This window comes from Cupriavidus sp. PB-02 (assembly GCF_058252315.1).
Genome location: NZ_CM177694.1, coordinates 1,107,070 through 1,128,214 on the forward strand (window position 1 = coordinate 1,107,070; position 21,145 = coordinate 1,128,214).

The following is a 21,145-nucleotide window of genomic DNA, read 5'->3' on the forward strand; positions in this document are numbered from 1 at the left end:
GCGGGCATGAGCGCCCGCAGCTTCAGCATCAGTTGCCGCTGCCCGGCACCAGCCGGCGCTGGCGCACCGACTCGGCCAGGCCCTCGAGCACCTTGACCGAGTCGTCCCAGCCGATGCAGGCATCGGTCACGGACTGGCCGTAGGTCAGGTTCTCCACCGGCGTGCCCTGCACGTGGTCCTGTCGCCCCGCCACTAGGTGCGATTCGACCATCACGCCGATGATGCGCTCATCGCCGCCGGCGATCTGGCGGCCGATGTCTTCGCACACCGGGATCTGGTTCTCATGCTTCTTGCTGCTGTTGGCGTGCGAGGCATCGATCATCAGGCGCGAGGCCAGGCCGGCCTTGGCGATGGCGTCGCACGCTTCCTGCACGCTGGCGGCGTCGTAGTTGGGCGCCTTGCCACCGCGCAGGATCACGTGGCAGTCCTCGTTGCCGGAGGTCGAAACGATCGCCGAGTGGCCGCCCTTGGTTACCGACAGGAAATGGTGCGGCTGCGAGGCGGCCTTGATTGCGTCCACTGCGATCTTGACGTTGCCGTCGGTGCCGTTCTTGAAGCCCACCGGGCACGACAGTCCCGATGCCAGCTCGCGGTGCACCTGCGACTCGGTGGTGCGCGCACCGATCGCGCCCCAGCTGACCAGGTCGGCGATGTATTGCGGGCTGATCATGTCCAGGTATTCGGTGCCGGTCGGCACGCCCATCTCACTGATGTTCAGCAGCAGCTCGCGCGCGGTGCGCAGGCCGTCGTTGATCTTGAAGCTGCCGTCCATGTGCGGGTCGTTGATCAGGCCCTTCCAGCCCACCGTGGTGCGCGGCTTCTCGAAGTACACGCGCATCACCACTTCCAGCTCGCCGGCGAAGCGCTCGCGCTGGTCCTTGAGCAGCTTGGCGTAATCCAGCGCGGCATGGGTATCGTGGATCGAGCAGGGGCCGATGATGACGATCAGCCGGTCATCCATGCCGTGCAGGATGCGGTGCATGGCCTGGCGCGCGCCGTAGATCACGTCCGAGGCCTTTTCGGAGCAGGCAAACTCGCGGATCAGGTGCGCGGGCGGCAGCAGTTCCTTGAGTTCGCGAATGCGTAGGTCGTCGGTGTTCTTCAGCATGATGGCTCCGGGATTTCTGTGAGGTCGTGGAGTGGGGAATCGGGTTCTTGGGGTACTTCGGCAAACAGGTATAAAAAAACCGCCAGGGTCGCTGGCGGTTTCTTTTGTATTCGGGGCGCTGCTTACAGCCGTCCCTCCCTATCCGCCAGCGGTGTGAGATCGCTAAAAAAGTAAAAGTAAAACTTAGCGGACATGGCGGAAAAAAACGTTGGCTTGGGTCAGGCTGGGTCGATTTGGTCGGTAGGCGCTGAATTTATGCTGCACTGCGTGGCAGAAAGGCAGGAAATTGCGCGCCGGTGGACGATTTTTCGCGGTGCGTCCGTTGCTTGTCGCACAGCGAAGCATCTTTATAGCGCCTTTTGAAAATGTTGGCAAGTGTCGGCGACGCCGCGTTCTTCCGCAACGGCCGTGGGCTGCGGCCATGGCGCACCGCGCCAATGAAAAACGGGACCGTGCAGGTCCCGTTTTCCGTATCGCGCGGAGGCGTCAGGCGGTGCCACCCACCGTCATGTTCTCGATGCGCAGCGTCGGCTGGCCCACGCCCACCGGCACGCTCTGGCCTTCCTTGCCGCATACGCCGACGCCCGAATCCAGGCGCATGTCGTTGCCGATCATGGTGACGTCCTTCAGCGATTCCGGGCCGTTGCCGATCAGCGTCGCGCCCTTGACCGGGTAGCTGATCTTGCCGTCCTCGATCATGTACGCCTCGCTCGCCGAGAACACGAACTTGCCGTTGGTGATGTCGACCTGGCCGCCGCCGAAGTTGACCGCGTACAGGCCCTTCTTGACGCTGGCGATGATCTCCTGCGGATCCTTGTCGCCATTGAGCATATAGGTGTTGGTCATGCGCGGCATCGGCAGCGCGGCATAGCTTTCGCGGCGTGCGTTGCCGGTGACCGGCATCTTCATCAGGCGCGCGTTGAGCGTGTCCTGGATATAGCCGCGCAGGATGCCGTCCTCGATCAGCGTGGTGCACTGGGTCGGGTTACCTTCATCGTCCAGGTTGAGCGAGCCGCGGCGGTTGGCCAGCGTGCCGTCGTCGACCACGGTCACGCCCCTGGCCGCGACGCGTTCGCCCATGCGGCCGGCAAAGGCCGACGAGCCCTTGCGGTTGAAGTCGCCTTCCAGGCCGTGGCCGACCGCTTCGTGCAGCAGCACGCCGGGCCAGCCCGGGCCGAGCACCACGGTCATGGCGCCGGCCGGGGCGGGGCGCGCATCCAGGTTGACCAGCGCCGACGACACCGCCTCGTTCACGTAGGTCTGCAGCAGGTCGTCGGTGAAGTAGCCGTAGGCATAACGGCCGCCGCCACCGGACGAGCCGATCTCGCGGCGCCCGCCCTGTTCGGCGATGACCGTGACCGAAACGCGCACCAGCGGGCGCACGTCGGCGGCGATCACGCCGTCGCTGCGCGCCACCAGCACCACGTCGTATTCGCCAGCGAGGCCCGCCATCACCTGCACCACGCGCGAGTCCTTGGCGCGTGCCATGCGCTCGATGCGTTCGAGCAGGGCCACCTTTTCGGCCGCGCTCATCGAATCGAGCGGGTCGTTGGGGGCGTACAGGTTGCGCCCGGCGTGCGTGGCCATCTCGCCAGCGACCTTGATGCGGCCGCTGCCGGCCCGGCCGATGGTGCGCGTGGCCGCTGCCGCCTGCGACAGCGCCGGCAGGCTGATGTCATCCGAGTAGGCGAAGGCAGTGCGGTCGCCCGAGATGGCGCGCACGCCCACGCCCTGGTCGATGCTGAAACTGCCCGACTTGACAATGCCTTCTTCCAGGCTCCAGGCCTCGTTGCGGGTGTACTGGAAGTACAGGTCGGCGTAGTCGACCTTGTGCGTGAAGATATCGGCCAGCACGCGCTGGAGCTTGGCTTCATCCAGGCCGTACGGCGCCAGCAGCAGTTGCTGCGCGGTGGCCAGGTTGCGGATTCCGAGATCGCCGGCGTTCATGAAATGTCCTTTCTAACTTTGGATCGTGCCGGCTTGCTCTCTGTCTTGCCGGCGCGGGAAAATCCGTGAGCGGGCGCCCGCAGGCCCCGCGATTGCGTACATGCTACAGCACCCTGTGTCGCAGCGCCGGCAGGTTCTGCCGGACCTCGTCCAGGCGTGCCGGGTCGATGACACCGCCGACCACGCCTTCGCCCTCGGGCAGCATGGCCAGCACTTCGCCCCAGGGATCGACCAGCATCGAATGACCCCAGGTGCGCCGCCCGTTCTCATGCTTGCCGCCCTGTGCGGCGGCCAGCACATAGCACTGGTTCTCGATGGCGCGGGCGCGCAGCAGGATTTCCCAGTGCGCCTGCCCGGTGGTGTAGGTGAAGGCGGCGGGCATCAGAATCACGCTGGTGCCTTCGCCTGCGGCCAGACCGCGGTACAGCTCCGGAAAGCGCAGGTCGTAGCACACTGACATCGCCACCCGGCCGCACGGCGCATCGAAGCTGACCGGCGTGCGGCCGGCCAGGATGGTGCGCGACTCGTCATAGTTCTCGGTGCCGCGGGTGAAGCCGAACAGGTGGATCTTGTCGTAGCGTGCCACGCGCTCGCCGCGCGGGTCGAAGGCGAGCGAGGTGTTGTAGACGCGCTCCGGGTCGTCGCACCACATCGGCAGCGTGCCGCCCACCAGCCAGATGCCGTGGCGGCGCGCCGCGTCGGCCAGGAACTGCTGCACCGGGCCGTCGCCGTCGTGCTCGCGCACGGCGATCTTGTCGGATTCGGACCGGCCCATCATGCAGAAGTACTCGGGCAGCAGCACCAGCTGCGCGCCGCTGGCGGCGGCCTCGGCGATCAGCGCGTCGGCGCGTGCGAGGTTGGCATCGAGCGAAGTGCCGGTGACGGTCTGGACCGCGGCAACGCGAAACGGGGCGGGGGCTGTCATGGGCGTTGGTTTCCTCTGTGGACGGCGAAAGGTTCACCGGTAAAGCAGGTTCACCAAGAAAATCAGCGCGGGAAGGCCGGATCCGCGCCGTTCTGGAAGGTCGTGCCTCGCGCCTTATTGTCCTCCACTTTGCCGATCTGCGGGTTGGCCCAGCTGCCGGTGATGCGGTAGTGCTGGGTGAACATCTTGGAGAATTCGTCGGCGAACAGCAACTGGGCGGCCAGCGTGCCGATGCCCAGCACCGGGTTGATAAACGCGGCGGCGACCGAGGTGGAGGTGGCGTTGATGCGCGGCACCACGTCCACGCGCAGGTCCTGCGTCTCGCGCAGCAGGTTGGCGGTGCCGGCCATGCTGGCGATGATCTGCGGGCTGCGGAGCTGGAATTCCTCGATCGTGCCGACGCCGTTCTCGATGGTGCCGGTGCCGGCAATGCGGTCGAACAGCAGTCCGCGCCCGGACAGGGTGCGGAAATCCAGCGTGGCAAAGCGCAGCAGCCCTTGCAGGCTGAGCACGCCCAGCAGCCGCGCCGCGCCCGGCTCGACGCTCAGGATCTGGCCGTTCTCCAGTTCCAGCGACAGCTTGCCGGACAGCGTCGGATAGTCGATCGACAGCGGCGAGCCGCGCCAGGCCACGCGCCCCTCCAGTTTGCCCTTGCCGTCCTGCAGCGTATGCGCCAGGCCCAGGCGGTCGAGCGTGGCGCCGGCGTCGCGGATATCGATGACAAACGACAGCAGCGTGCGGCGCTCGGCGTTGCCATCGGCGCGCAGGCGGCGCGGCACGCGCCAGCTGCCGCTGCCGGTGAGCGTGGCGCCGGGCTGGTCGATCTGCAGCTTGTCCAGCGTCCAGACCGGGTCGGCGCCGCTCATGCCGGTACGCGCCTTGACCTCGAGCTTGCCGAAGTCTTTCCCGCGCAGCATGAACTGGTCGGCCACCAGGTCGATCGCGGGCAGGTCGTCGATGCTGCTGGCGAGCGCGTCCACCACGTTGTGTTCGTCGCTGGCATCGGGCACGTTCAGGCGCGACAGGCGCAGCTGCAGCGAGCCGGACGCTGACGGCCCGGCCGGGCGCCACTGCACCGCGCCGGCGACCTGGCGCGAGTCGACCTTGGCGTTCCAGCCGTCGCCCTCGCGCGTCGCGTCCAGCGTCACATCATCCAGCGTGCGGCCCATGCCGTGCAGCGTGCGTGCGCGCAGCGCGATGCGGCCGGGCAGGAAGGGCGAGGGTGTCCCCGCGGCGTTGCCGTTGGCGGCGGTCGTGGCGAAGGCGGCGCGCCAGGCGTCGATATCGAGCTGCTCGAAGGTGGCGGCGGCACTGACGCCGGCTGCCGGCGGCGGCGCCGCCTGCTGCACGCCGATGCCGCCGGCGAGCACCTCGATGCCGTTGTTGCCGCTGTCGCCATTCTGGTCGCGGCGCAGCAGGTAGCGCGCGTTCAGCGCATTGCCGAGTTGCACCACCAGTTCGTCAGTGCCGGCGCGGCCCGCGCCGCTGGCCGGGCGCAGGTCCACCCGCAGCGGCAGGTCGGGCGCCGCGGCCTTGGCCAGCGGCGCGGGCAGGCTGATCGCCATGCCGTTGAGTTCGGAGCTGAGCTGCACCTGCAGCTGACGCTGCGGGGCAACGCCGACGGTGCCGATCACCACGCTGTAGCCCGTGCTGCCTTCGAGGCGCGCCGCCAGAGGCGCCAGCGCCGAGCCCGCGGCCGCCTCGCGCAGCCCGGCCGCCGAGGCGTTGCCGCTGGCGCTCACGCGCGTGGCGCCGTCGGGCTGGGTGCCTCCGCCCAGCCGCACCTCGCCGCCCAGGAAGCGCGCGCGCAGGTTTTCCAGCCCGAAGCCGTGCTCGTTGAACGTGATGGTGCCGCTGGCGTTGCCCAGCAGCGGCATCTGCGGGCTCAGCACGACATCGTTGCCCGGGAAGTGGAAGCGGCCCGCGACCTTGGCGGCGTTGGCGTGTTCCAGCGGCATGTCTAGCTTGAGCTTGAGTTCGCCGTTGCCATGCGCGCGCGCCGCATCGGCCACGCGCGCGGTCCATTCGCGCACCGGCGAGGTGGTGATATAGCGCAGGAAGCCCTCCACCGGACCGCTGGCGCCGCCGTCGATCACCAGCCGGCCATGCTCGCTGAGATCGTCGATGCGCCCGCTGACGTCCTGCAGCGTGACGCCGGGGATATCCTGCACCGCCGCTCGCTTCGCCAGGAAGGTCATGCCGCCGCGATCGAACACCACCTGTCCGGCGATATCGCTAAAGTCCGGCCACAGCGGCGCGCCGCCGGCGGCGCCGGTGGCGGTCTCGTGCGGGGCGATCTGGTAGCGCACGTGTTCGATCGGCACCTCGACGCGGAACTCGCCCGCCTTCTCGTGCGGAGCGTGGAACGGGAAGTGCGCCAGGTCGCCCTTGAGCACGAAGCGCACGTTGGCCGCCTCGCCGCCCGCCAGCGCGCCGGCTAGGTAGTGCCGGGTGCCGGCCGGGATCGACAGCGGCAGGTAGCGCGGCACGCGCGCCACCTGGGCCCGGGTCATTTCGCCGCTCAGGTCGGCGATGCCGGAGCCGTCGTCGCCGCCTTCGCGCCAAGTGCCGCGCACCGTGCCCGCCGCGTCGGCATTGGCAAAGCGGATGCCGTCCAGCGTCACCGCCAGCTTGCCGCCGGTATGGGTCCAGCGCACGTCGCCGCCGATCTGGTCGAAGGGCAGGCGCGGCTCTTCAAAGAGGCCGGGCAGCGTCAGCGCCGCGCCACTGCCTTCGAAACGGATACTGCCCTGCTGGTCGTCAAAGGCGAAGGTTCCGGACAGGTTCGAGAAGCCGGGCGTGCCCAGCCGCGGCCTGCCGTCGGCGCCCAGCGCCGGCGCCGCCGGCTGGCCGTTGAGCGAGACGTTGCGCAGCGTGCCCTGCAACTTGTAGTGCGCCTTGCCGTCGCGGCGATCCAGCATGCCGGTGCGCTCGCGGCTCCAGCTGACGTCGAGGTTGTCCAGGTGGCCGGCCGGCTGCAGCGCCCGCAGCCGGCGCAGCAGCGCCGTGTCCAGCGGCATCGAGGTGGCTAGCGCGCGCACTGTGTTCAGGTCCAGCGTGGGCGCCTTGAGTGAGAACTTGCGCAGGCTGCCGTCGTTGTTGCTGGCCCAGCCCAGGGTGACCTTGCGCATGCCTTCGCGCCAGGTGCTGTCGCCGGCAGCGGCCTGCCCGTCGCCCTCGGCCGGCTGCCATAGCAGCGTGTCGACGGTCAGCAGGTTACTGCCGTCTCGCTCGGTGCGGTGCAGCAGGAAGGCCTGCGCGTTGGCCAGCCGCAGCGGCGCGGTGGCGCCGGCCAGCTGCAGGTCGACGCCGCTGGCGCGCAGCCGGGTCTGGCTGCGCACGATGCGGCCCTCGCGGAATTCGATGCTGCCGTCGGTGCTGAAGGTGCCGCTGGCGACGCGCTCGAACATCGCCAGGTAGCGCTGCAGCACCGGCAGCTGCAGCTGGCCGAGGTCCCAGGTGGCCTGGCCGGTCCAGTAGCGCCAGTTGCCGGCGCTGTGCAGGTAGTCGTTGCGGAAGGTGGACTGCACCACCAGCGGGCGCGGGCCCAGCGCCGGAGAGCGCGCTTCCAGCGTCACCGCATGGCGCGCGCCAACGCGGCGGGCGTCGAGGCGGATCTCGCCCACGTCGAGCTGCGGCAGCTTTGCCTTTTCGTCGAGCCAGCGCAGCTTGCCGCCCGACAGTGAGACCCGGCCCTGCGACGTCAGCCAGCCCAGGAAGCGGTCGTCGTCCTGCTGGCCGCCGGTCGCGTCCACCAGCATGCCGCCGACCAGCAGCCGGCCTTCGGGCGTGCGGCGTACCAGCACGTCGGTGCCGGTGGCGCTGAGCGTGACGAACTGCAAGTTCATGCTGAACAGCGAGCGCCACGCCAGCTTGCCGTCGAGCGTGGCGGAGGCGAGCAGCACGCGGCGCTGGGCGTCCACGGCGCGCAAGTCCCCCGCGCGGAAGGCGGGATGCCAGCCGTCCCAGTAGGTATCGAGCGTGCCGATGCTGACCTGTGCCGACAGCGCCGCCGAGGCGCGCTCTTCCAGCCACTGGCGCGCGGTCGATGCCTGCGGCCACAGCACGAAGCGGACCAGCAGGCCCACCACCAGCGCCAGCACAGCCAGCACCAGCGCCAGGCGCACCAGCGCGCGGCCCAGCCCGCGCCAGCACGGATGGCGCACGGCGGCGGCCGTCGCGCGCAGGCCGGCCTGCACGCCCGCGCGGGCCAGTCCGCCGGCGCGCGCAAAGGCGGACGCCTTGCGCGGGGCGCCGGGGGCATCGATCTGAGGGGAAGCCGCAGGATGTGAGGAGGACGAGGCCAGCGTAGCGGCGGCCTCGTGCCCACCCGCGCCGCTATTGGGGGGAGAACCGTCAGCGGGTTGTGGGGCACGGCTGGACATGCGCAGATTATCCGACAATACTAGCCGCTCTCCAATCTGGTGCCCGGCCGGCTAAAACAAGAATGCGTAGGTCGCGCGGGCCAAGCCTGCGCACGTGGCGTGCAGCGTTCACTACGATGGCGCGCCTGATGCGCTTGCAGGATGACACCGGCGCTGGCCGCACCTTTTCTCGCATTTCAAATACTGGAATGACTGCCTCTGACCCGACGAGTTCCGCCGCCGGCGGCGCCACCGACCAACATGGCGCGCTCGCCACACCGGCACCTGCGGGGCAGGGCCCCGGCACCATGGCCACCGGCGCCTTTGCCACCACGGCGGCGCAGGGGCCCGAGCCAGCCGACGGCGGCGGCCAGGTCGGCGGCCACGCATTGTACTCGGCTGCGTATTCGCATTACGCGCGCCGCATCGTCCAGGCCCGCGCGGACCTGCCCGCCATCCTCGCCGATGCCGCCACGCAGCCGCTGACGCGCGCCTGGATGCAGGCGCGCCTGCAAGCGCTGCACGAGCCCTCGGCCGATGCCGAAGAGGCCGCCAAGCGGGCGCTGCGCCGCCTGCGCGCCGAGGTCATGTGCGTGGTGATCGAGCGCGATCTGCGCGGCCTGGCCACGCTGGGCGAAGTCACCGGCGCCATGACCGACCTGGCCGAGCTGGTGATCCAGCATGGCCTGACGATGCTGGGCGACGACCTGGCCGCCACCTTCGGCCGCCCGGTCGGCGCCCACAGCGGCGAGGTGCAGGAACTGGTGGTGGTCGGCATGGGCAAGCTCGGCGGGCGCGAGCTGAACGTATCGTCCGATATCGACCTGATCTTCCTCTATGACGAGGACGGCGAGACCCAGGGCGGTTCGCGCAGCCTGTCCAACCACGAGTACTTCATCAGGCTGGGACGCCGGCTGATCAACCTGCTCGCCGACGTGACCGGCGACGGCTATGTGTTCCGCGTCGACATGCGCCTGCGCCCCAACGGTGACGCCGGCCCGCTGGCGTGCAGCCTGGGCATGCTGGAGGAATACCTGGTGGTGCAGGGCCGCGAGTGGGAACGCTATGCCTGGATCAAGGGCCGCGTAGTGTCGGCACTGGACACGCCGCACGCGCAGCGCACCGCCAGCCTGCTGGCGCGGCTGACCATGCCGTTCGTGTTTCGCCGCTACCTGGACTACGGCGTGATCGCGGCGATCCGCTCGCTGCACGCGCAGATCCGCAGCGAAGCCGCCAAGCGCAGCGGCGGGCTGGCCGGGCACGGCGTCAACCAGCGCTCGTTCAATATCAAGCTGGGCCGCGGAGGCATCCGCGAGATCGAGTTCATGGCGCAGGTGTTCCAGCTGATCCGCGGCGGCCAGGACCCGGCGCTGCGCGTGCGGCCGACGCTGGAAGTGCTCGCGGTCGCGGTCGAGCGCGGCCTGCTGCCCGCCGGCCAGGCCGAGCAGCTCGGCGATGCCTACCGCTTCCTGCGCCAGCTCGAACACCGGCTGCAGTACCGCGACGACGCCCAGACCCACCATCTGCCGACGTCGCCCGACGAGCAGCTGGCGGTGGCGCGGATGATGGGTTGCGCCGACTGGCAGGCACTGCTGGCGCGCCTGGCGGCGCTGCAGGAGCCGGTGGCGCAGCAGTTCGAGGCGACCTTCTCGGATCCCGATGCCGCCCCCTGCGAAGCGCTCTGGCCGGGCATCGTGTTCGACGATAACGCCGCACAAGCGCAGGACAATCCGGAACAGGAACAGGACGACGCAGCCTGCGATGATGTCGCGGCGCCCTGCAATCGCCTGCAGGCCGCCGGCTTCACCGACTGCACCGGACTGCTAGACCGCCTGCGCGCGATCGCGACGTCGCTGCGCTACCGCGCGCTGTCCGAGTCCAGCCGCGCGCGCTTCGACCAGCTGGTGAATCGCGCGCTCGACCTGGCCGCGCGCCAGGAAGACGCCGACAGCACCATCGCCCGCTTTATCGACTTCCTGGAAGCGATCAGCCGCCGCGCCTCGTACCTGTCCCTGCTGTCCGAGTACCCGCAGGCGATGGACCGCGTCGCGCAGACGCTGCATGCCTCGCGCTGGGCCGCGGCCTACCTGACGCGTCATCCGCAGCTGCTCGACGAGCTGCTCGACAGCGACGCGCTCGCCGGCCCGCCGGACTGGGCCGCGTTCCGCAAGCGGCTGCACGAACGGCTGCTCGCCGCCGAGGGCCAGGTCGAGCACCAGATGGATATCCTGCGGCGCGAGCATCATGCCGAGACCTTCCGCGTGCTGCTGCAGGACCTGCAGGGCATGCTGACGGTGGAGCAGGTGGCCGACCGCCTGTCCGACCTGGCCGACGCCATGCTCGAGGCCACGCTGGAGACGGTCTGGCGCCAGCTCGCCACGCGCCACCGCGACACGCCGCGCTTTGCGGTGATCGCCTACGGCCGGCTGGGTGGCAAGGAACTGGGCTACGCCTCGGACCTCGACATCATCTTCCTCTATGACGACGAGCACGAGCGCGCGCCCGATGTCTACGCCACCTACGCGCGCCGGCTGATCACCTGGCTGACCAGCCATACCGCGGCCGGCGCGCTGTTCGACGTCGACACGCGGCTGCGCCCCAACGGCGCCGCGGGCCTGCTGGTGACCAGCTTCGACGCCTTCCGCCGCTACCAGCTGCGCGAGGGCGACAACACCGCATGGGTGTGGGAGCACCAGGCGCTCACGCGCGCGCGCTACTGCGCCGGCGACGCCGTCATCGGCGACCGCTTCGAGGCGCTGCGCGGCGAGGTGCTGTGCCAGCAGCGCGACGCCGCCGCGCTGCGCAACGAGATCGTGCAGATGCGCCGCAAGGTGGCCGAGGGCCATCCCAACCCGACCGACCTGTTCGACCTGAAGCACGACCGCGGCGGCATGGTCGATATCGAGTTCACGGTGCAGTACCTGGTGCTGCTGCACAGCCGCGCCCATCCGCAGCTGACCCGCAACGCCGGCAATATCGCGCTGCTGCGCGAGGCCGGCGAACTGGGGCTGATCGATGCCACGCTGGCGCTGGCGGTGGGCGATGCCTACCGGCTGTTCCGCGCGCGCCAGCACCAGTTGCGGCTCGACGGTCAGGCGCACGCGCGCGTGGCGCCGGCCTCGGTGGCGCCGCAGACCGCGCAGGTGCGCGCGCTGTGGCGGGCCGTGTTCGGTGAGGACTGAGAGCGCGGCAGGCCGGCCCGCGCCCGCGCCCGCCGGCGCATCGTGGCCGGGTTTGCTGGTCGCGATCGCGCTGGTGTGGGCGCTGTCGGCCTGGTTCACCTTCGTGCCGTGGTGGCATGCGCACGGTCTTTACCTGCGCGACGCGGTGCGGATGGAGGGCCAGTGGTGGCGGCTGGCGAGCGCCATGTGGGTGCACCTGGGCTGGCGCCATTGGCTGGCCGACGCGCTCGCGGCCACCGGCCTGCTGGCGCTCGCGGGTCGCGTCGCGCGGGCGCGCGCGATGCTGCTGGTGCTGATCGCCTGCGGCATCGCGGTGCAAGCCGTGCTGCTGCGCGTGCCGGCGATCGGCTGGTATGGCGGGCTGTCCGGTGCGCTGCACGGGCTGGCCGTGTGGGGCGCGCTGGCGCTGCTGCGCGCGCCGGGCTTCTCACGCGCGCTGGGCGTGCTGCTGTGCCTGGGCGTGCTGGTCAAGGTCTGGCTGGAACAGTCGTGGCTGGCGCCGGTGGTGTTCGAGCCGGCGCTGGGTTTCGGCGTGGTGCGCGCCGCGCATGCGGCGGGCGCCGTGGCCGGGTTGCTGTGCTGGGTGTTGCAGGAGTGGTGGCTGGCGCGGCGGCCGGCGGCAGGCGCGGGCGACGCCTGACCGGCAGCGCCCGCGCGCCACGCTTCAGAATTCAGGCACGCCGCCGCAGCGTAAAGGCCAGCAGGCCGGATAACGTCAGCAGCAACGCACCCCAGACCGGCACCGCGCCGCCGCCGCCGCCGGATGAGGGCGCCGGCGCCACTGCGGCGGCCGGTGCCGCCCCCGCCGCCACCAGGGCCCCGTCGGCATCGAGCAGCCCCGCGCCGCACACACCGGGGTTGGTGGTGCAGAAGGTGCCGGACGGGTGCGGCCGCGCCGAAGCTTTCAGCGCCGTGGTCACCTGCGCCGGGGTCAGCGCCCCGTTCACCGCAAACATCATCGCCACCACGCCCGACACCATCGGCGCCGCAAAGCTGGTGCCCTGCGACGACGACACCGTGTACGCGCCCAGCGAGGTCTGCCCGAGGTTGCTCAGCGTGCGGATCACCGACGGCGTCACCGTGCACTGCCCGTTCTGCACGCGCGAATTGCCGCAGCCGCCGCCGGGCGCACTGATGGCGACCTGCGCGCCGATGTTGGCATAGGTGGCGTTCTCGCCGTCGTTGGCATGCGCGGTAACGGCGATCACGCCGCTGCAATCGGCCGGCGCTTCCACCGCGCCGCGGTTGTTGCCCGCCGCGGCCACCACCACCACGCCGCGCGCGTTCAGGTCGTTGACGGCCTGCTGCTCGATGCTGCTGCAGGTGCCGCCACCCAGGCTGATATTGACCACGCGCGCGGGCGTCGGGTTGGCCGGCACGTCGGGCACCGGCAGGCCACCGGCCCAGCGTAAGGCGTCGACGGTATCGGACAGCAGCGCGCCGCAGCGCCCCGATACGCGCACCGGCAGAATGCGCGCATTCCAGTCGACGCCGGCGATGTCCTGGGCGTTGTTGGTGAGCGCCCCCAGCACGCCCGCCACGCGCGTGCCGTGCCAGCTGTTTGGCGTAGCCTCCTGTTCCGCCGTGGAGCTGCCGGGGCAGGTGAAGCCCACCGGCACGTTGTCGCCGGCATCGGTGGCGTCGCTGTCACGGCCGTTGTCGTCATTGGAGATGGTGGTGCTGCTGATGAAGTCATAGCCCGGCAGCAGCCGTCCCGCCAGGTCGGGGTGGGGCAGCACGCCGGTATCGACCACCGCGATCACCACGCCGCTGCTGCCGCGCGTGCGGTCCCAGGCGCGCGGCAGGTTGACGCCGCCGACCGCAGTGCCGGTGCCCATCAGATAGGGCTGGTTGACGCGGAACTCAGGGTCGTCGGGCAGGGTGTCGTGCAGCCGCAGCCAGCGGTCGGGCACGGCGTCGGCCACGCGTGGGTCCTGGCGCAGCCGCGCCGCGGCCGCTTCGGGGTCGGCGGCGAGTTCGGCCGGGACCTGCAGCAGCTGCAGGTTGCCGCCCATCGGGCGGCGCAGCGTGGCCGCGATGCCGGTGCGCTCGCGCAGTTGCTGCAGGTTGTCCTTGGGCGCGCCCGTCGCTGCCGAGGCCGGGTCCTTGCCGGCGGTGGCAGGGTCGGTGACGGAGGTGGAGCCATCGCGCCAGCGCACGATGATATGGCCGGTGTAGGCCTGGGCGCCCGGCGCGGCAAGCGCCCCGGTCGCCGGCACCGCGCCGCAAATCGCGGCTGCGGTGAGGAGGGTTACCCGCCAGCGGCGGGCCGGCGAGCATCGGCGGAAGACGGGCTGCGCGTTGGATTGCGGCATGTGTTCCTCCTGGGGCGCCGGCCGGCGGGGACGGTGCGGGGCATGCTATGTAGCGAATACGATCCTGGCCGATAGCGCAAGGGCTACCGAGGGCTTAGAACTCGTCTCTTCCGGACAGCGCCGGAGCGCCGTCAGCTTTGCGGCATGTCCCGGCTGGTGGGCATATTCCGGTTGGGCTTGATCAGGCGGTCGGGCTCGGCGGTGTCGATGCGCGGCGTGGCGCGCAGGGTGTCGACGGCCTGGTCGATGGTCGCCTCCGCCGACGGCGAGATTGCCGTCACCAGCCAGACACCGTCCGACATCGGGCGCTTGACCACGAAGCGGATCGGCCCCTTGATCTCGGCCAGCAGCTTGCCGGCATCTTCTGACAGATTCACCGCGGGCGGCTTGAAGCGGACCATGATGTCGCCGAGCGAGCGGTCGTCGCTGATGCTGCCCGGCGGCGGGGCGTAGGCCTTGGACTGGGCCTGGCAGCCGGACAGCGCCAGCAGTGCCGCCGAGGCGGCGGTGGCGATCGCCAGCACGGCGCGCAGGGATGCCCGGGGGCGATGCCGGAAGCCGGCTTGCGGCGCTTGGCGGGTCATGGTGAAGCTCCTGTCAGTATCGGGTGGGCGGCCGCCGCAGTGGGCGGCCATGGGCGGGCAGCGGGGCGATCAGCCTGCGGCGCGGCGGCCGCGCCGGCCTTCCTTGGCGCCCGCGCTGCGCGCCGACTGGCTGGCTGGTGCCTCGGCCATGCCTTGCGCAAGCATTTCCTCGGCATGCTGCAGCGTGGTCGCGGTGACGGTGGCGCCGCCCAGCATGCGGGCAGTCTCGACCACGCGGCCGGCGGGATCGAGCACGCGGATGCGCGAGCGTGTGACCGAGCCGTCGCCTGCCCCGGTGGTTTCCTTGCTGACCAGCAGGTGCGTGCCGGCCTGCGCGGCGACCTGGGGCAAGTGGGTCACACACAGCACCTGGCGCGCGCGGCCCAGCTCCTGCAGGCGCCGGCCGACCACCTCCGCGACCGCGCCGCCGATGCCGGTGTCGACCTCGTCGAAGATCAGCGTGGGCGTGGGCGAGGCTTCGCTGGTGATCACCGAGATCGCCAGGCTGATCCGCGCCAGTTCGCCGCCGGAAGCCACCCGGGCCAGCGGCCGCGCGCTGACGCCGGCATGGCCGGCAACCAGGAACTCGACCTGCTCGAGCCCATAGCTCTGGCCTTCCTCGAGCGCGTTCAGCGCGGCCACAAAGCTGCCGCCGGCCATCGACAGTCCCTGCATGGCCTCGGTGACCGCGGCCGACAGCGCCTGCGCCGCCTGCCGGCGGGCGTGGCTCAGGTGTTGCGCCAAGGTCAGGTAGGCGGCCTTGGCCGCGGCCTCGCGCGCCATCACCTTGTTCAGGTCCTGGGCGGCCTGCAGGTCGTCGAGCTGCTGGCGGCGTGCGGTCAGTTCGTCGGGCAGTTGTTCCGGCGGCAGGCGGTACTTGCGCGCGGTGGCGTGCAAAGCCTGCATCCGCTCTTCCACCGCCTGCAGCCGCTCGGGGTCAAGTTCGAGCCGGTCGACATAGCGCGTCAGCGAGTGTGCGGCTTCCTCGGCCTGCATCTGGGCGGGTTCGAGCGCGGCCAGCACGTCGCGCAGCGCCGGGTCGAGATCGGCCAGCTGCTGCAGCCTGTGCACGATGGTGTTCAGCGCCGACAGCACCGAGCCGTCGGCCTCGGACAGCGCATCCAGCGCGGCGCGGCTGCCGTCGATCAGGCCGGCGGCGTGCGAGAGTCGGTTGTACTCGGACTGGATCTCTTCCCATTCGCCCGGCTGCGGGTTGAGCTTGTCCAGCTCGCCCACCTGCCATTCCAGCCGCTCGCGCTCGAGCTGCATCTCGCGCGACTGGTGCTCGACCGCCTCGCGCTGGCGCACGCAGGCACGCCACGCGCGCCAGGCCTCGGCCACGGCGCCGGCCTGCTGGGTCAGCCCGGCATGGGCGTCGAACAGCAGGCGCTGGGCGTCGGGGCGCAGCAGCAGCTGGTGCGCGTGCTGGCCGTGGATGTCGACCAGCTGATCGCCGACTTCGCGCAGCTGCGCCAGCGTGGCGGCGGCGCCATTGATAAAGGCTTTGCTGCGGCCGCCGGCATCGACGGTGCGGCGCAGCAGCACGCTATGCACGCCGTCTTCCGCGTCGCCGTTGAGTTCGCGCTCGGCCAGCCAGGCGTCCAGCGCCGGGTGGGTCGAGAAGGTGGCGCTGACGCTGGCGCGCGGGGCGCCTTCGCGCACCACGCCGGCATCGGCGCGCTCGCCCAGCACCAGGGCCAGGGCATCGATCAGGATGGACTTGCCGGCGCCGGTTTCGCCGGTGAAGACGGTGAAGCCGGAGGTGAAATCCAGGTCGAGCGTGTCGACGATGACGAAATCACGGATGGACAGGCTGCGCAGCATCGTGGCGTGAGGGGGTGTCGGTCCGGTGGGTCGGGCTCGGGCTGGGGGGCGGCTCAGAGGCGGTTGTCTTCGGACGGATACTCGTGCCAGTGCAGCTTCTTGCGCAGCGTGGCGTAGTAGTTGTAGCCGACCGGGTGCAGCAGGTTGATGTGCTTCTCCGAGCGCCGCACTACAATGCGGTCGCCCGGCAGCAGCGAGGTCAGCGACTGCATGTCGAAGTTGACGCTCGCGTCGCGCGCGCTGGCCACTTCGATGGTGACCTCGGCGTCGTGCGGCAGCACGATCGGGCGGTTCGAGAGCGCGTGCGGGGCGATCGGCACCAGCACCACGCCGGACAGCGTAGGATGCAGGATCGGGCCGCCGGCGGACAGCGCGTACGCGGTCGAGCCGGTGGCGGTCGACACGATCAGGCCGTCCGAGCGCTGGTTGTACATGAAAAAGCCGTCCACCGACACCGCCAGCTCGACCATGCCGGAGATGCCCGAGCGGTTCACCACCACATCGTTCAGCGCCAGCGCGGAAAAGATATCCATGTCGTCGCGCACCACGCGCGATTCCAGCAGCAGCCGGGTCTCGGCCTCGTAGCGGCCGTCGAGCATGTCGGGCAATACCGTATGCGCGTCTTCCAACGCGATATCGGTCATGAAGCCGAGCCGCCCGTGGTTGACGCCGATCAGCGGCACGTCGTGGCCGGCCAGCTGGCGCGCCAGGCCCAGCAGGGTGCCGTCGCCGCCCAGGACCACGGCGACATCGGCCTGTTCGGCGATCTCCTCGGCGGAGAGGGCCGGGTAGCCGGTCAGCCCGGTGGCCAGCGCGGTCTCGCGCTCGAACACCACATCCTGGCCGTTGCGCAGGATATAAGAGGCGATCTCCTCCAGCGGCCCTTCGATGCCGGCGGTGGAATACCGGCCCACCAGGGCGACGGTCTTGAACGGAGTGCGCAACGCGCTGTCTTTGGGGGGGGCGGACATGCCGGGATTAGACCATACCGCCGTAACCGTTGTCAGCATGCCGGGTGCGGAACCCGGCGCCGGGCGAGGCCGGGCGCCGGAAGGTCCAAAACTTGCGTAAAATCGGGACATCATGGATGAACGTTCCAAAACGCTGCTCAAGACCCTGATCGAGCGCTACATCGCGGAAGGTCAGCCGGTCGGTTCCCGCACCCTGTCCAAGTACTCGGGGCTGGACCTGTCGCCGGCGACGATCCGCAATGTGATGTCCGACCTGGAGGAGATGGGCTTTATCTCCAGCCCGCACACCTCGGCTGGCCGTATCCCGACGCCGCGCGGCTACCGGCTGTTCGTTGATTCCATGCTGACGGCCAAGCCGCTCGAGCGCAACGCCGACCTGGCCGAGCTGACCGGCCAGATCCAGGACCAGCTCGGCGGCCAGCAGCTGGGCCCGCAGCGGATGATCACCATGGCGGCGCGCACGCTGTCCAACCTGTCGCACTTTGCCGGCGTGGTGATGACGCCGCGGCGCGCGCAGGCGTTCCGGCAGATCGAATTCATGCGGCTGTCGGAAAAGCGCATCCTGCTGATCATCGTCAGCCCTGAAGGCGACGTCCAGAACCGCATCATCCAGACCGAACTGGCTTATACGCCGGCGCAACTGATCGAGGCGGCCAACTACTTCAACTCGCATTACGCCGGCATGAGCTTCGACTCGGTTCGCGACCACCTGCGCGTGGAACTGCGCGACCTGCGCCGCGACATGTCGCAGCTGATGCAGGCGGCGGTCGAGGCCGGCAGCACCGTCGAGGACGAGGAGGACGACCACGTCTATATCAGCGGCGAGCGCAAGCTGCTGGAAGTGGAAGACCTGGCCTCCAGCATGGACAAGCTGCGCCGGCTGTTCGACGTGTTCGAGCACAAGACCAGCCTGCTGCAGCTGCTGGACGTGTCCAGCCACGCCCAGGGCGTGCAGATCTTCATCGGCGGCGAGAGCCGGCTGGTGCCGCTGGAAGACATGGCGGTCATCACCGCGCCGTACGAAGTCGACGGGCAGATCGTCGGCACGCTGGGCGTGATCGGCCCCACGCGCATGGCCTACGAGCGCGTGATCCCCATCGTCGACATCACCGCGCGGCTGCTGTCCAGCGCGCTGAGCCAGAACCAGTGACACGGCTGGCCGGTCTCAAAAGCTGCCCCATTCCTACCGAGCGCGGCAAATATTGCCGAAGCGTGTTGCGAGCGCTCGTTATCTGCGCTCGCCGCGCCAACCCGGAAGCGACATGACGTTTTCTCCCGAACCGGCCTACCAGCACGGCCAGGCGCCACGCACGGCGATCCTGCTGGTCAACCTGGGCACCCCCGACGCGCCCACGCCCAAGGCGGTGGGGCGCTACCTGAAGGAGTTCCTGTCCGACCCGCGCGTGGTGGAGATCCCGCGCGCGGCCTGGCTGCCGCTGCTGCACGGTGTGATCCTGCCGCTGCGTTCGCGCGCCTCGGCGCTCAAGTACGAATCGATCTGGCTGCGCGAGGCGCATATGACGGGCTCGCCGCTGCTGGTCTACAGCGAGCGGCAGGCGCATGCGCTGCAGCGGCTGCTGAACCAGAACGGCCATGAGGTGACGGTGGCCTGCGCGATGCGCTACGGCAACCCGTCGATCGCGTCGGTGCTGGAGGCGCTGCGCCGCCAGGGCTGCGAGCAGGTGCTGGTGCTGCCGATGTACCCGCAATACTCGGGCACCACCACGGCGACCGCGTTCGACGAGGTGTTCCGCGTGCTCGGCCAGTGGCGCAACCAGCCCGAGTTGCGGCTGGTCAAGCATTTCCATGACCACCCGGCCTATATTTCGGCACTGCACCAGCAGGTCGGCGCCTACTGGGCCCGGCACGGCATGCCGGACTTCGCCCACGGCGACAAGCTGATCCTGTCGTTCCACGGCGTGCCGCGGCGCACGCTGGAGCTGGGCGACCCGTACCACTGCGAGTGCCTGAAGACCGGCCGCTTGCTGGGCGAGGCGCTGGGCCTGCAGCCGGGACAATACCAGGTGACGTTCCAGTCTCGTTTCGGCAAGGCGGAATGGCTGCAGCCGTACACGGCCCCGACGCTGGCCGAACTGGGCAAGGTCGGCGCCGGCCGGGTCGACGTGTTCTGCCCCGGCTTCCCTGCCGATTGCATCGAGACGCTGGAAGAGATCGCCATGGAAGGGCAGACTGAATTCAAGGTCGCGGGCGGCAAGGACTTCCACTTCATCGCGTGCATGAATGATTCGGCACCGTGGGTGGCGGCGATGGCGGAGATCGCGCTGCAGCACCTGCAGGGCTGGCCACTGGCCACGCCGCACCCGCACGAACTGGAAGCGCGGCGCTCGCGCGCGCAGACCCGGGGAGCGGCGGCATGAATGTGGATTTTGAGGCGGATGCGCGCCAGCGCATCGACAAGTGGCTGTGGTGCGCGCGCTTTTTCAAGACGCGTTCGCTGGCGGCCGAAGCGGTGGAGCGTGGCAAGGTGACTGTCAACGGCCAGCCGTGCAAGAATTCGCGCGAGGTGAAGCCGGGCGACAAGGTCGTGCTGGAAGCGCACCAGCAGCGCTGGGAACTGGCGGTCAAGGGCATTGCCCCGGCGCGCGGCCCGGCGCCGGTGGCGCAGACGCTGTACGAGGAAAGCACAGAGAGCCAGGCGCGCCGGCAGGCCGATGCCGAACGCCGGCGCCTGCAGCCGGAGCCGTCCGCGCAGATCCAGGGCCGTCCGACCAAGCGCGACCGCCGCCGCATCGACGACTTCAAGGGATGAAATGACAACGCGGCGGCACCGGCATAGCGCCGGTGCCGCCGCGCAGCGGAAGGGTGTCGGACAGGAGGCTGTTGGTCCCGGCCGACTATTCCTGCGTGACTTCCTGACTGACGATAGGAACGATGTAATGCTTGAACACCGCCTTGCCACTGCCATACTCCGTATCGCGCGGCGTGAACGCGCCGGAGAGGCAGATAAAGGTGGTCATGACCGCTAATGCGGCCACGAGGCACAGCGTCACCACAGGCAGCTTATGCATGGCCAAATTTTCCGAAGAGGCACAAATGTGAACCATCTCCTGGGCCCCCGACATTTTTGTCATTTTTCTTAATGAGAATCTTAGTGAGTGCGGTGCAGCAAAGCAATAAGGCGTCTATTGCACAGGCCAACGCTTTGTAACGGTGTGTTTCCGCGTCTCGCTGGCGCCACTCTTGAAAACCGGCGCCTTGCCACCAACTGCACGCAACACACGCCGATTTACCACCCGGGGCCGCGCCATCGGCCGGCCGCGACAATGTATTGATACGGATCGACATGGAAGACCAGAAGCAGACGCCATCCACCCAGACGCCTACGCCCGCGGGCGATGAGGCGGCCAGCGCCGCGACCGCAGGCCAGGAGACCGCCGCGCCGGAAACCGCTGCCGTGGAGGATGTGGCGGCCCAGCTGGCCGCCCTCGAAGCCAAGGCACGCGAGAACTATGACCTGTACATGCGCGCCGTTGCCGACGGCGAGAACATCCGCCGCCGCGGGCAGGAAGATATTTCCAAGGCGCACAAGTTCGCGATCGAGAACTTCGCCGACAACCTGCTGCCGGTGATGGACAGCCTGCAGGCCGCGCTGGCCGACGGCTCGGGCGATATCGCCAAGCTGCGCGAAGGGGTCGAGCTGACCGCGCGCCAACTGGCGGCGGCGTTCGAGCGCGGCAAGATCGTGGAACTGAACCCGGTGGGCGAGAAATTCGACCCGCACCGCCACCAGGCCATCTCGATGGTGCCGGCCGACCAGGAACCGAACACCGTGGTTGCCGTGCTGCAGCGCGGTTACACGATTGCCGACCGCGTGCTGCGGCCGGCGCTGGTGACGGTGGCGGCACCCAAGTAAGCCGGGCAGGGCGGCTGCGCGACTGCGCTGTGTGTCCTGACCCTGTACCCT

The 21,145-nt window shown here is 69.7% G+C and carries 15 protein-coding genes; 6 read left to right on the forward strand and 9 right to left on the reverse strand.

From position 1 onward, the window contains the following. Positions 1–28 precede the first annotated feature (28 nt). The 4 genes from aroG to AC10V3_RS05300 form a co-directional block, all read right to left on the reverse strand. A complete protein-coding gene (aroG, locus tag AC10V3_RS05285) occupies positions 29–1,108 on the reverse strand; it encodes a 3-deoxy-7-phosphoheptulonate synthase AroG (RefSeq protein ID WP_022534132.1) in 1,080 nt (359 codons plus the stop codon). Between the two features lie 486 nt (positions 1,109–1,594). Beyond that, positions 1,595–3,055 carry a metalloprotease TldD gene (tldD, locus tag AC10V3_RS05290; protein ID WP_022534133.1) on the reverse strand — a complete coding sequence of 487 codons (1,461 nt, stop codon included), beginning with the start codon at positions 3,053–3,055 and terminating at the stop codon, positions 1,595–1,597. 103 nt (positions 3,056–3,158) lie between these two features. Continuing rightward, positions 3,159–3,980, reverse strand: coding sequence for a carbon-nitrogen hydrolase family protein (locus tag AC10V3_RS05295; protein ID WP_022534134.1), 822 nt, complete (start codon positions 3,978–3,980; stop codon positions 3,159–3,161). A gap of 62 nt (positions 3,981–4,042) precedes the next feature. Further along, a complete protein-coding gene (locus AC10V3_RS05300; RefSeq protein WP_490923212.1) occupies positions 4,043–8,365 on the reverse strand; it encodes a YhdP family protein in 4,323 nt (1,440 codons plus the stop codon). A 287-nt stretch (positions 8,366–8,652) separates the two neighbouring features. On the opposite strand from AC10V3_RS05300, the gene glnE reads away from it, so the two are divergent. Together glnE and rrtA are read left to right on the forward strand one after the other, a co-directional pair. Further along, entirely contained in the window at positions 8,653–11,526 is a 2,874-nt protein-coding gene (gene glnE, locus AC10V3_RS05305) for a bifunctional [glutamate--ammonia ligase]-adenylyl-L-tyrosine phosphorylase/[glutamate--ammonia-ligase] adenylyltransferase (RefSeq protein WP_454752567.1), read from the forward strand. After that, positions 11,516–12,166, forward strand: a complete 651-nt coding sequence (gene rrtA, locus AC10V3_RS05310; RefSeq protein WP_454751748.1) for a rhombosortase — start codon at positions 11,516–11,518, stop codon at positions 12,164–12,166. Before glnE ends, rrtA begins: the two co-directional genes overlap by 11 nt. Before the next feature lie 31 nt (positions 12,167–12,197). Here rrtA and mprA read toward each other — a convergent pair whose 3' ends face one another. The 4 genes from mprA to AC10V3_RS05330 all read right to left on the reverse strand — a co-directional run bounded on the left by mprA (position 12,198) and on the right by AC10V3_RS05330 (position 17,220). Further along, entirely contained in the window at positions 12,198–13,841 is a 1,644-nt protein-coding gene (gene mprA, locus AC10V3_RS05315; protein ID WP_490923214.1) for an MprA protease, GlyGly-CTERM protein-sorting domain-containing form, read from the reverse strand. A gap of 131 nt (positions 13,842–13,972) precedes the next feature. Beyond that, complete coding sequence (locus AC10V3_RS05320) at positions 13,973–14,425, reverse strand: hypothetical protein (protein ID WP_349609437.1); 453 nt, start codon at positions 14,423–14,425, stop codon at positions 13,973–13,975. 69 nt (positions 14,426–14,494) lie between these two features. Continuing rightward, on the reverse strand, positions 14,495–16,249 hold the full coding sequence (recN, locus tag AC10V3_RS05325) for a DNA repair protein RecN (RefSeq protein WP_022534140.1): 1,755 nt from the start codon (positions 16,247–16,249) through the stop codon (positions 14,495–14,497). A gap of 53 nt (positions 16,250–16,302) precedes the next feature. Beyond that, on the reverse strand, positions 16,303–17,220 hold the full coding sequence (locus AC10V3_RS05330) for an NAD kinase (RefSeq protein WP_041680972.1): 918 nt from the start codon (positions 17,218–17,220) through the stop codon (positions 16,303–16,305). Between the two features lie 112 nt (positions 17,221–17,332). Here AC10V3_RS05330 and hrcA point away from each other — a divergent pair, with 112 nt between their 5' ends. From hrcA to AC10V3_RS05345, 3 genes are all read left to right on the forward strand, one after another. After that, a complete protein-coding gene (hrcA, locus tag AC10V3_RS05335; protein ID WP_022534142.1) occupies positions 17,333–18,370 on the forward strand; it encodes a heat-inducible transcriptional repressor HrcA in 1,038 nt (345 codons plus the stop codon). A gap of 112 nt (positions 18,371–18,482) precedes the next feature. After that, positions 18,483–19,598 carry a ferrochelatase gene (gene hemH, locus AC10V3_RS05340; protein WP_454751751.1) on the forward strand — a complete coding sequence of 372 codons (1,116 nt, stop codon included), beginning with the start codon at positions 18,483–18,485 and terminating at the stop codon, positions 19,596–19,598. Then, positions 19,595–19,990 (forward strand): RNA-binding S4 domain-containing protein, encoded by a 396-nt coding sequence (locus tag AC10V3_RS05345; RefSeq protein WP_022534144.1) that lies wholly within the window; start codon positions 19,595–19,597, stop codon positions 19,988–19,990. The genes hemH and AC10V3_RS05345 overlap by 4 nt, the downstream gene beginning before the upstream one ends. A gap of 85 nt (positions 19,991–20,075) precedes the next feature. Here the strand turns inward: AC10V3_RS05345 and AC10V3_RS05350 are convergent, their stop codons facing one another. Beyond that, positions 20,076–20,249, reverse strand: a complete 174-nt coding sequence (locus AC10V3_RS05350) for a hypothetical protein (protein WP_022534145.1) — start codon at positions 20,247–20,249, stop codon at positions 20,076–20,078. 275 nt (positions 20,250–20,524) lie between these two features. Between AC10V3_RS05350 and grpE the strand changes: the two genes are divergently transcribed. Beyond that, a complete protein-coding gene (gene grpE / locus AC10V3_RS05355; RefSeq protein WP_022534146.1) occupies positions 20,525–21,094 on the forward strand; it encodes a nucleotide exchange factor GrpE in 570 nt (189 codons plus the stop codon). Positions 21,095–21,145: the final 51 nt, after the last annotated feature.

Bases quoted from the DNA above. Each gene is read 5' to 3' on its own strand.
- AC10V3_RS05295 (WP_022534134.1), bottom strand. From the start codon at position 3,980: ATGACAGCCCCCGCCCCGTTTCGCGTTGCCGCGGTCCAGACCGTCACC.
- grpE (WP_022534146.1), top strand. From the start codon at position 20,525: ATGGAAGACCAGAAGCAGACGCCATCCACCCAGACGCCTACGCCCGCG.
- recN (WP_022534140.1), bottom strand. From the start codon at position 16,249: ATGCTGCGCAGCCTGTCCATCCGTGATTTCGTCATCGTCGACACGCTC.
- AC10V3_RS05300 (WP_490923212.1), bottom strand. From the start codon at position 8,365: ATGTCCAGCCGTGCCCCACAACCCGCTGACGGTTCTCCCCCCAATAGC.
- AC10V3_RS05330 (WP_041680972.1), bottom strand. From the start codon at position 17,220: ATGTCCGCCCCCCCCAAAGACAGCGCGTTGCGCACTCCGTTCAAGACC.
- hrcA (WP_022534142.1), top strand. From the start codon at position 17,333: ATGGATGAACGTTCCAAAACGCTGCTCAAGACCCTGATCGAGCGCTAC.
- hemH (WP_454751751.1), top strand. From the start codon at position 18,483: ATGACGTTTTCTCCCGAACCGGCCTACCAGCACGGCCAGGCGCCACGC.
- glnE (WP_454752567.1), top strand. From the start codon at position 8,653: ATGGCCACCGGCGCCTTTGCCACCACGGCGGCGCAGGGGCCCGAGCCA.
- aroG (WP_022534132.1), bottom strand. From the start codon at position 1,108: ATGCTGAAGAACACCGACGACCTACGCATTCGCGAACTCAAGGAACTG.
- AC10V3_RS05320 (WP_349609437.1), bottom strand. From the start codon at position 14,425: ATGACCCGCCAAGCGCCGCAAGCCGGCTTCCGGCATCGCCCCCGGGCA.
- tldD (WP_022534133.1), bottom strand. From the start codon at position 3,055: ATGAACGCCGGCGATCTCGGAATCCGCAACCTGGCCACCGCGCAGCAA.
- AC10V3_RS05345 (WP_022534144.1), top strand. From the start codon at position 19,595: ATGAATGTGGATTTTGAGGCGGATGCGCGCCAGCGCATCGACAAGTGG.
- AC10V3_RS05350 (WP_022534145.1), bottom strand. From the start codon at position 20,249: ATGCATAAGCTGCCTGTGGTGACGCTGTGCCTCGTGGCCGCATTAGCG.
- mprA (WP_490923214.1), bottom strand. From the start codon at position 13,841: ATGCCGCAATCCAACGCGCAGCCCGTCTTCCGCCGATGCTCGCCGGCC.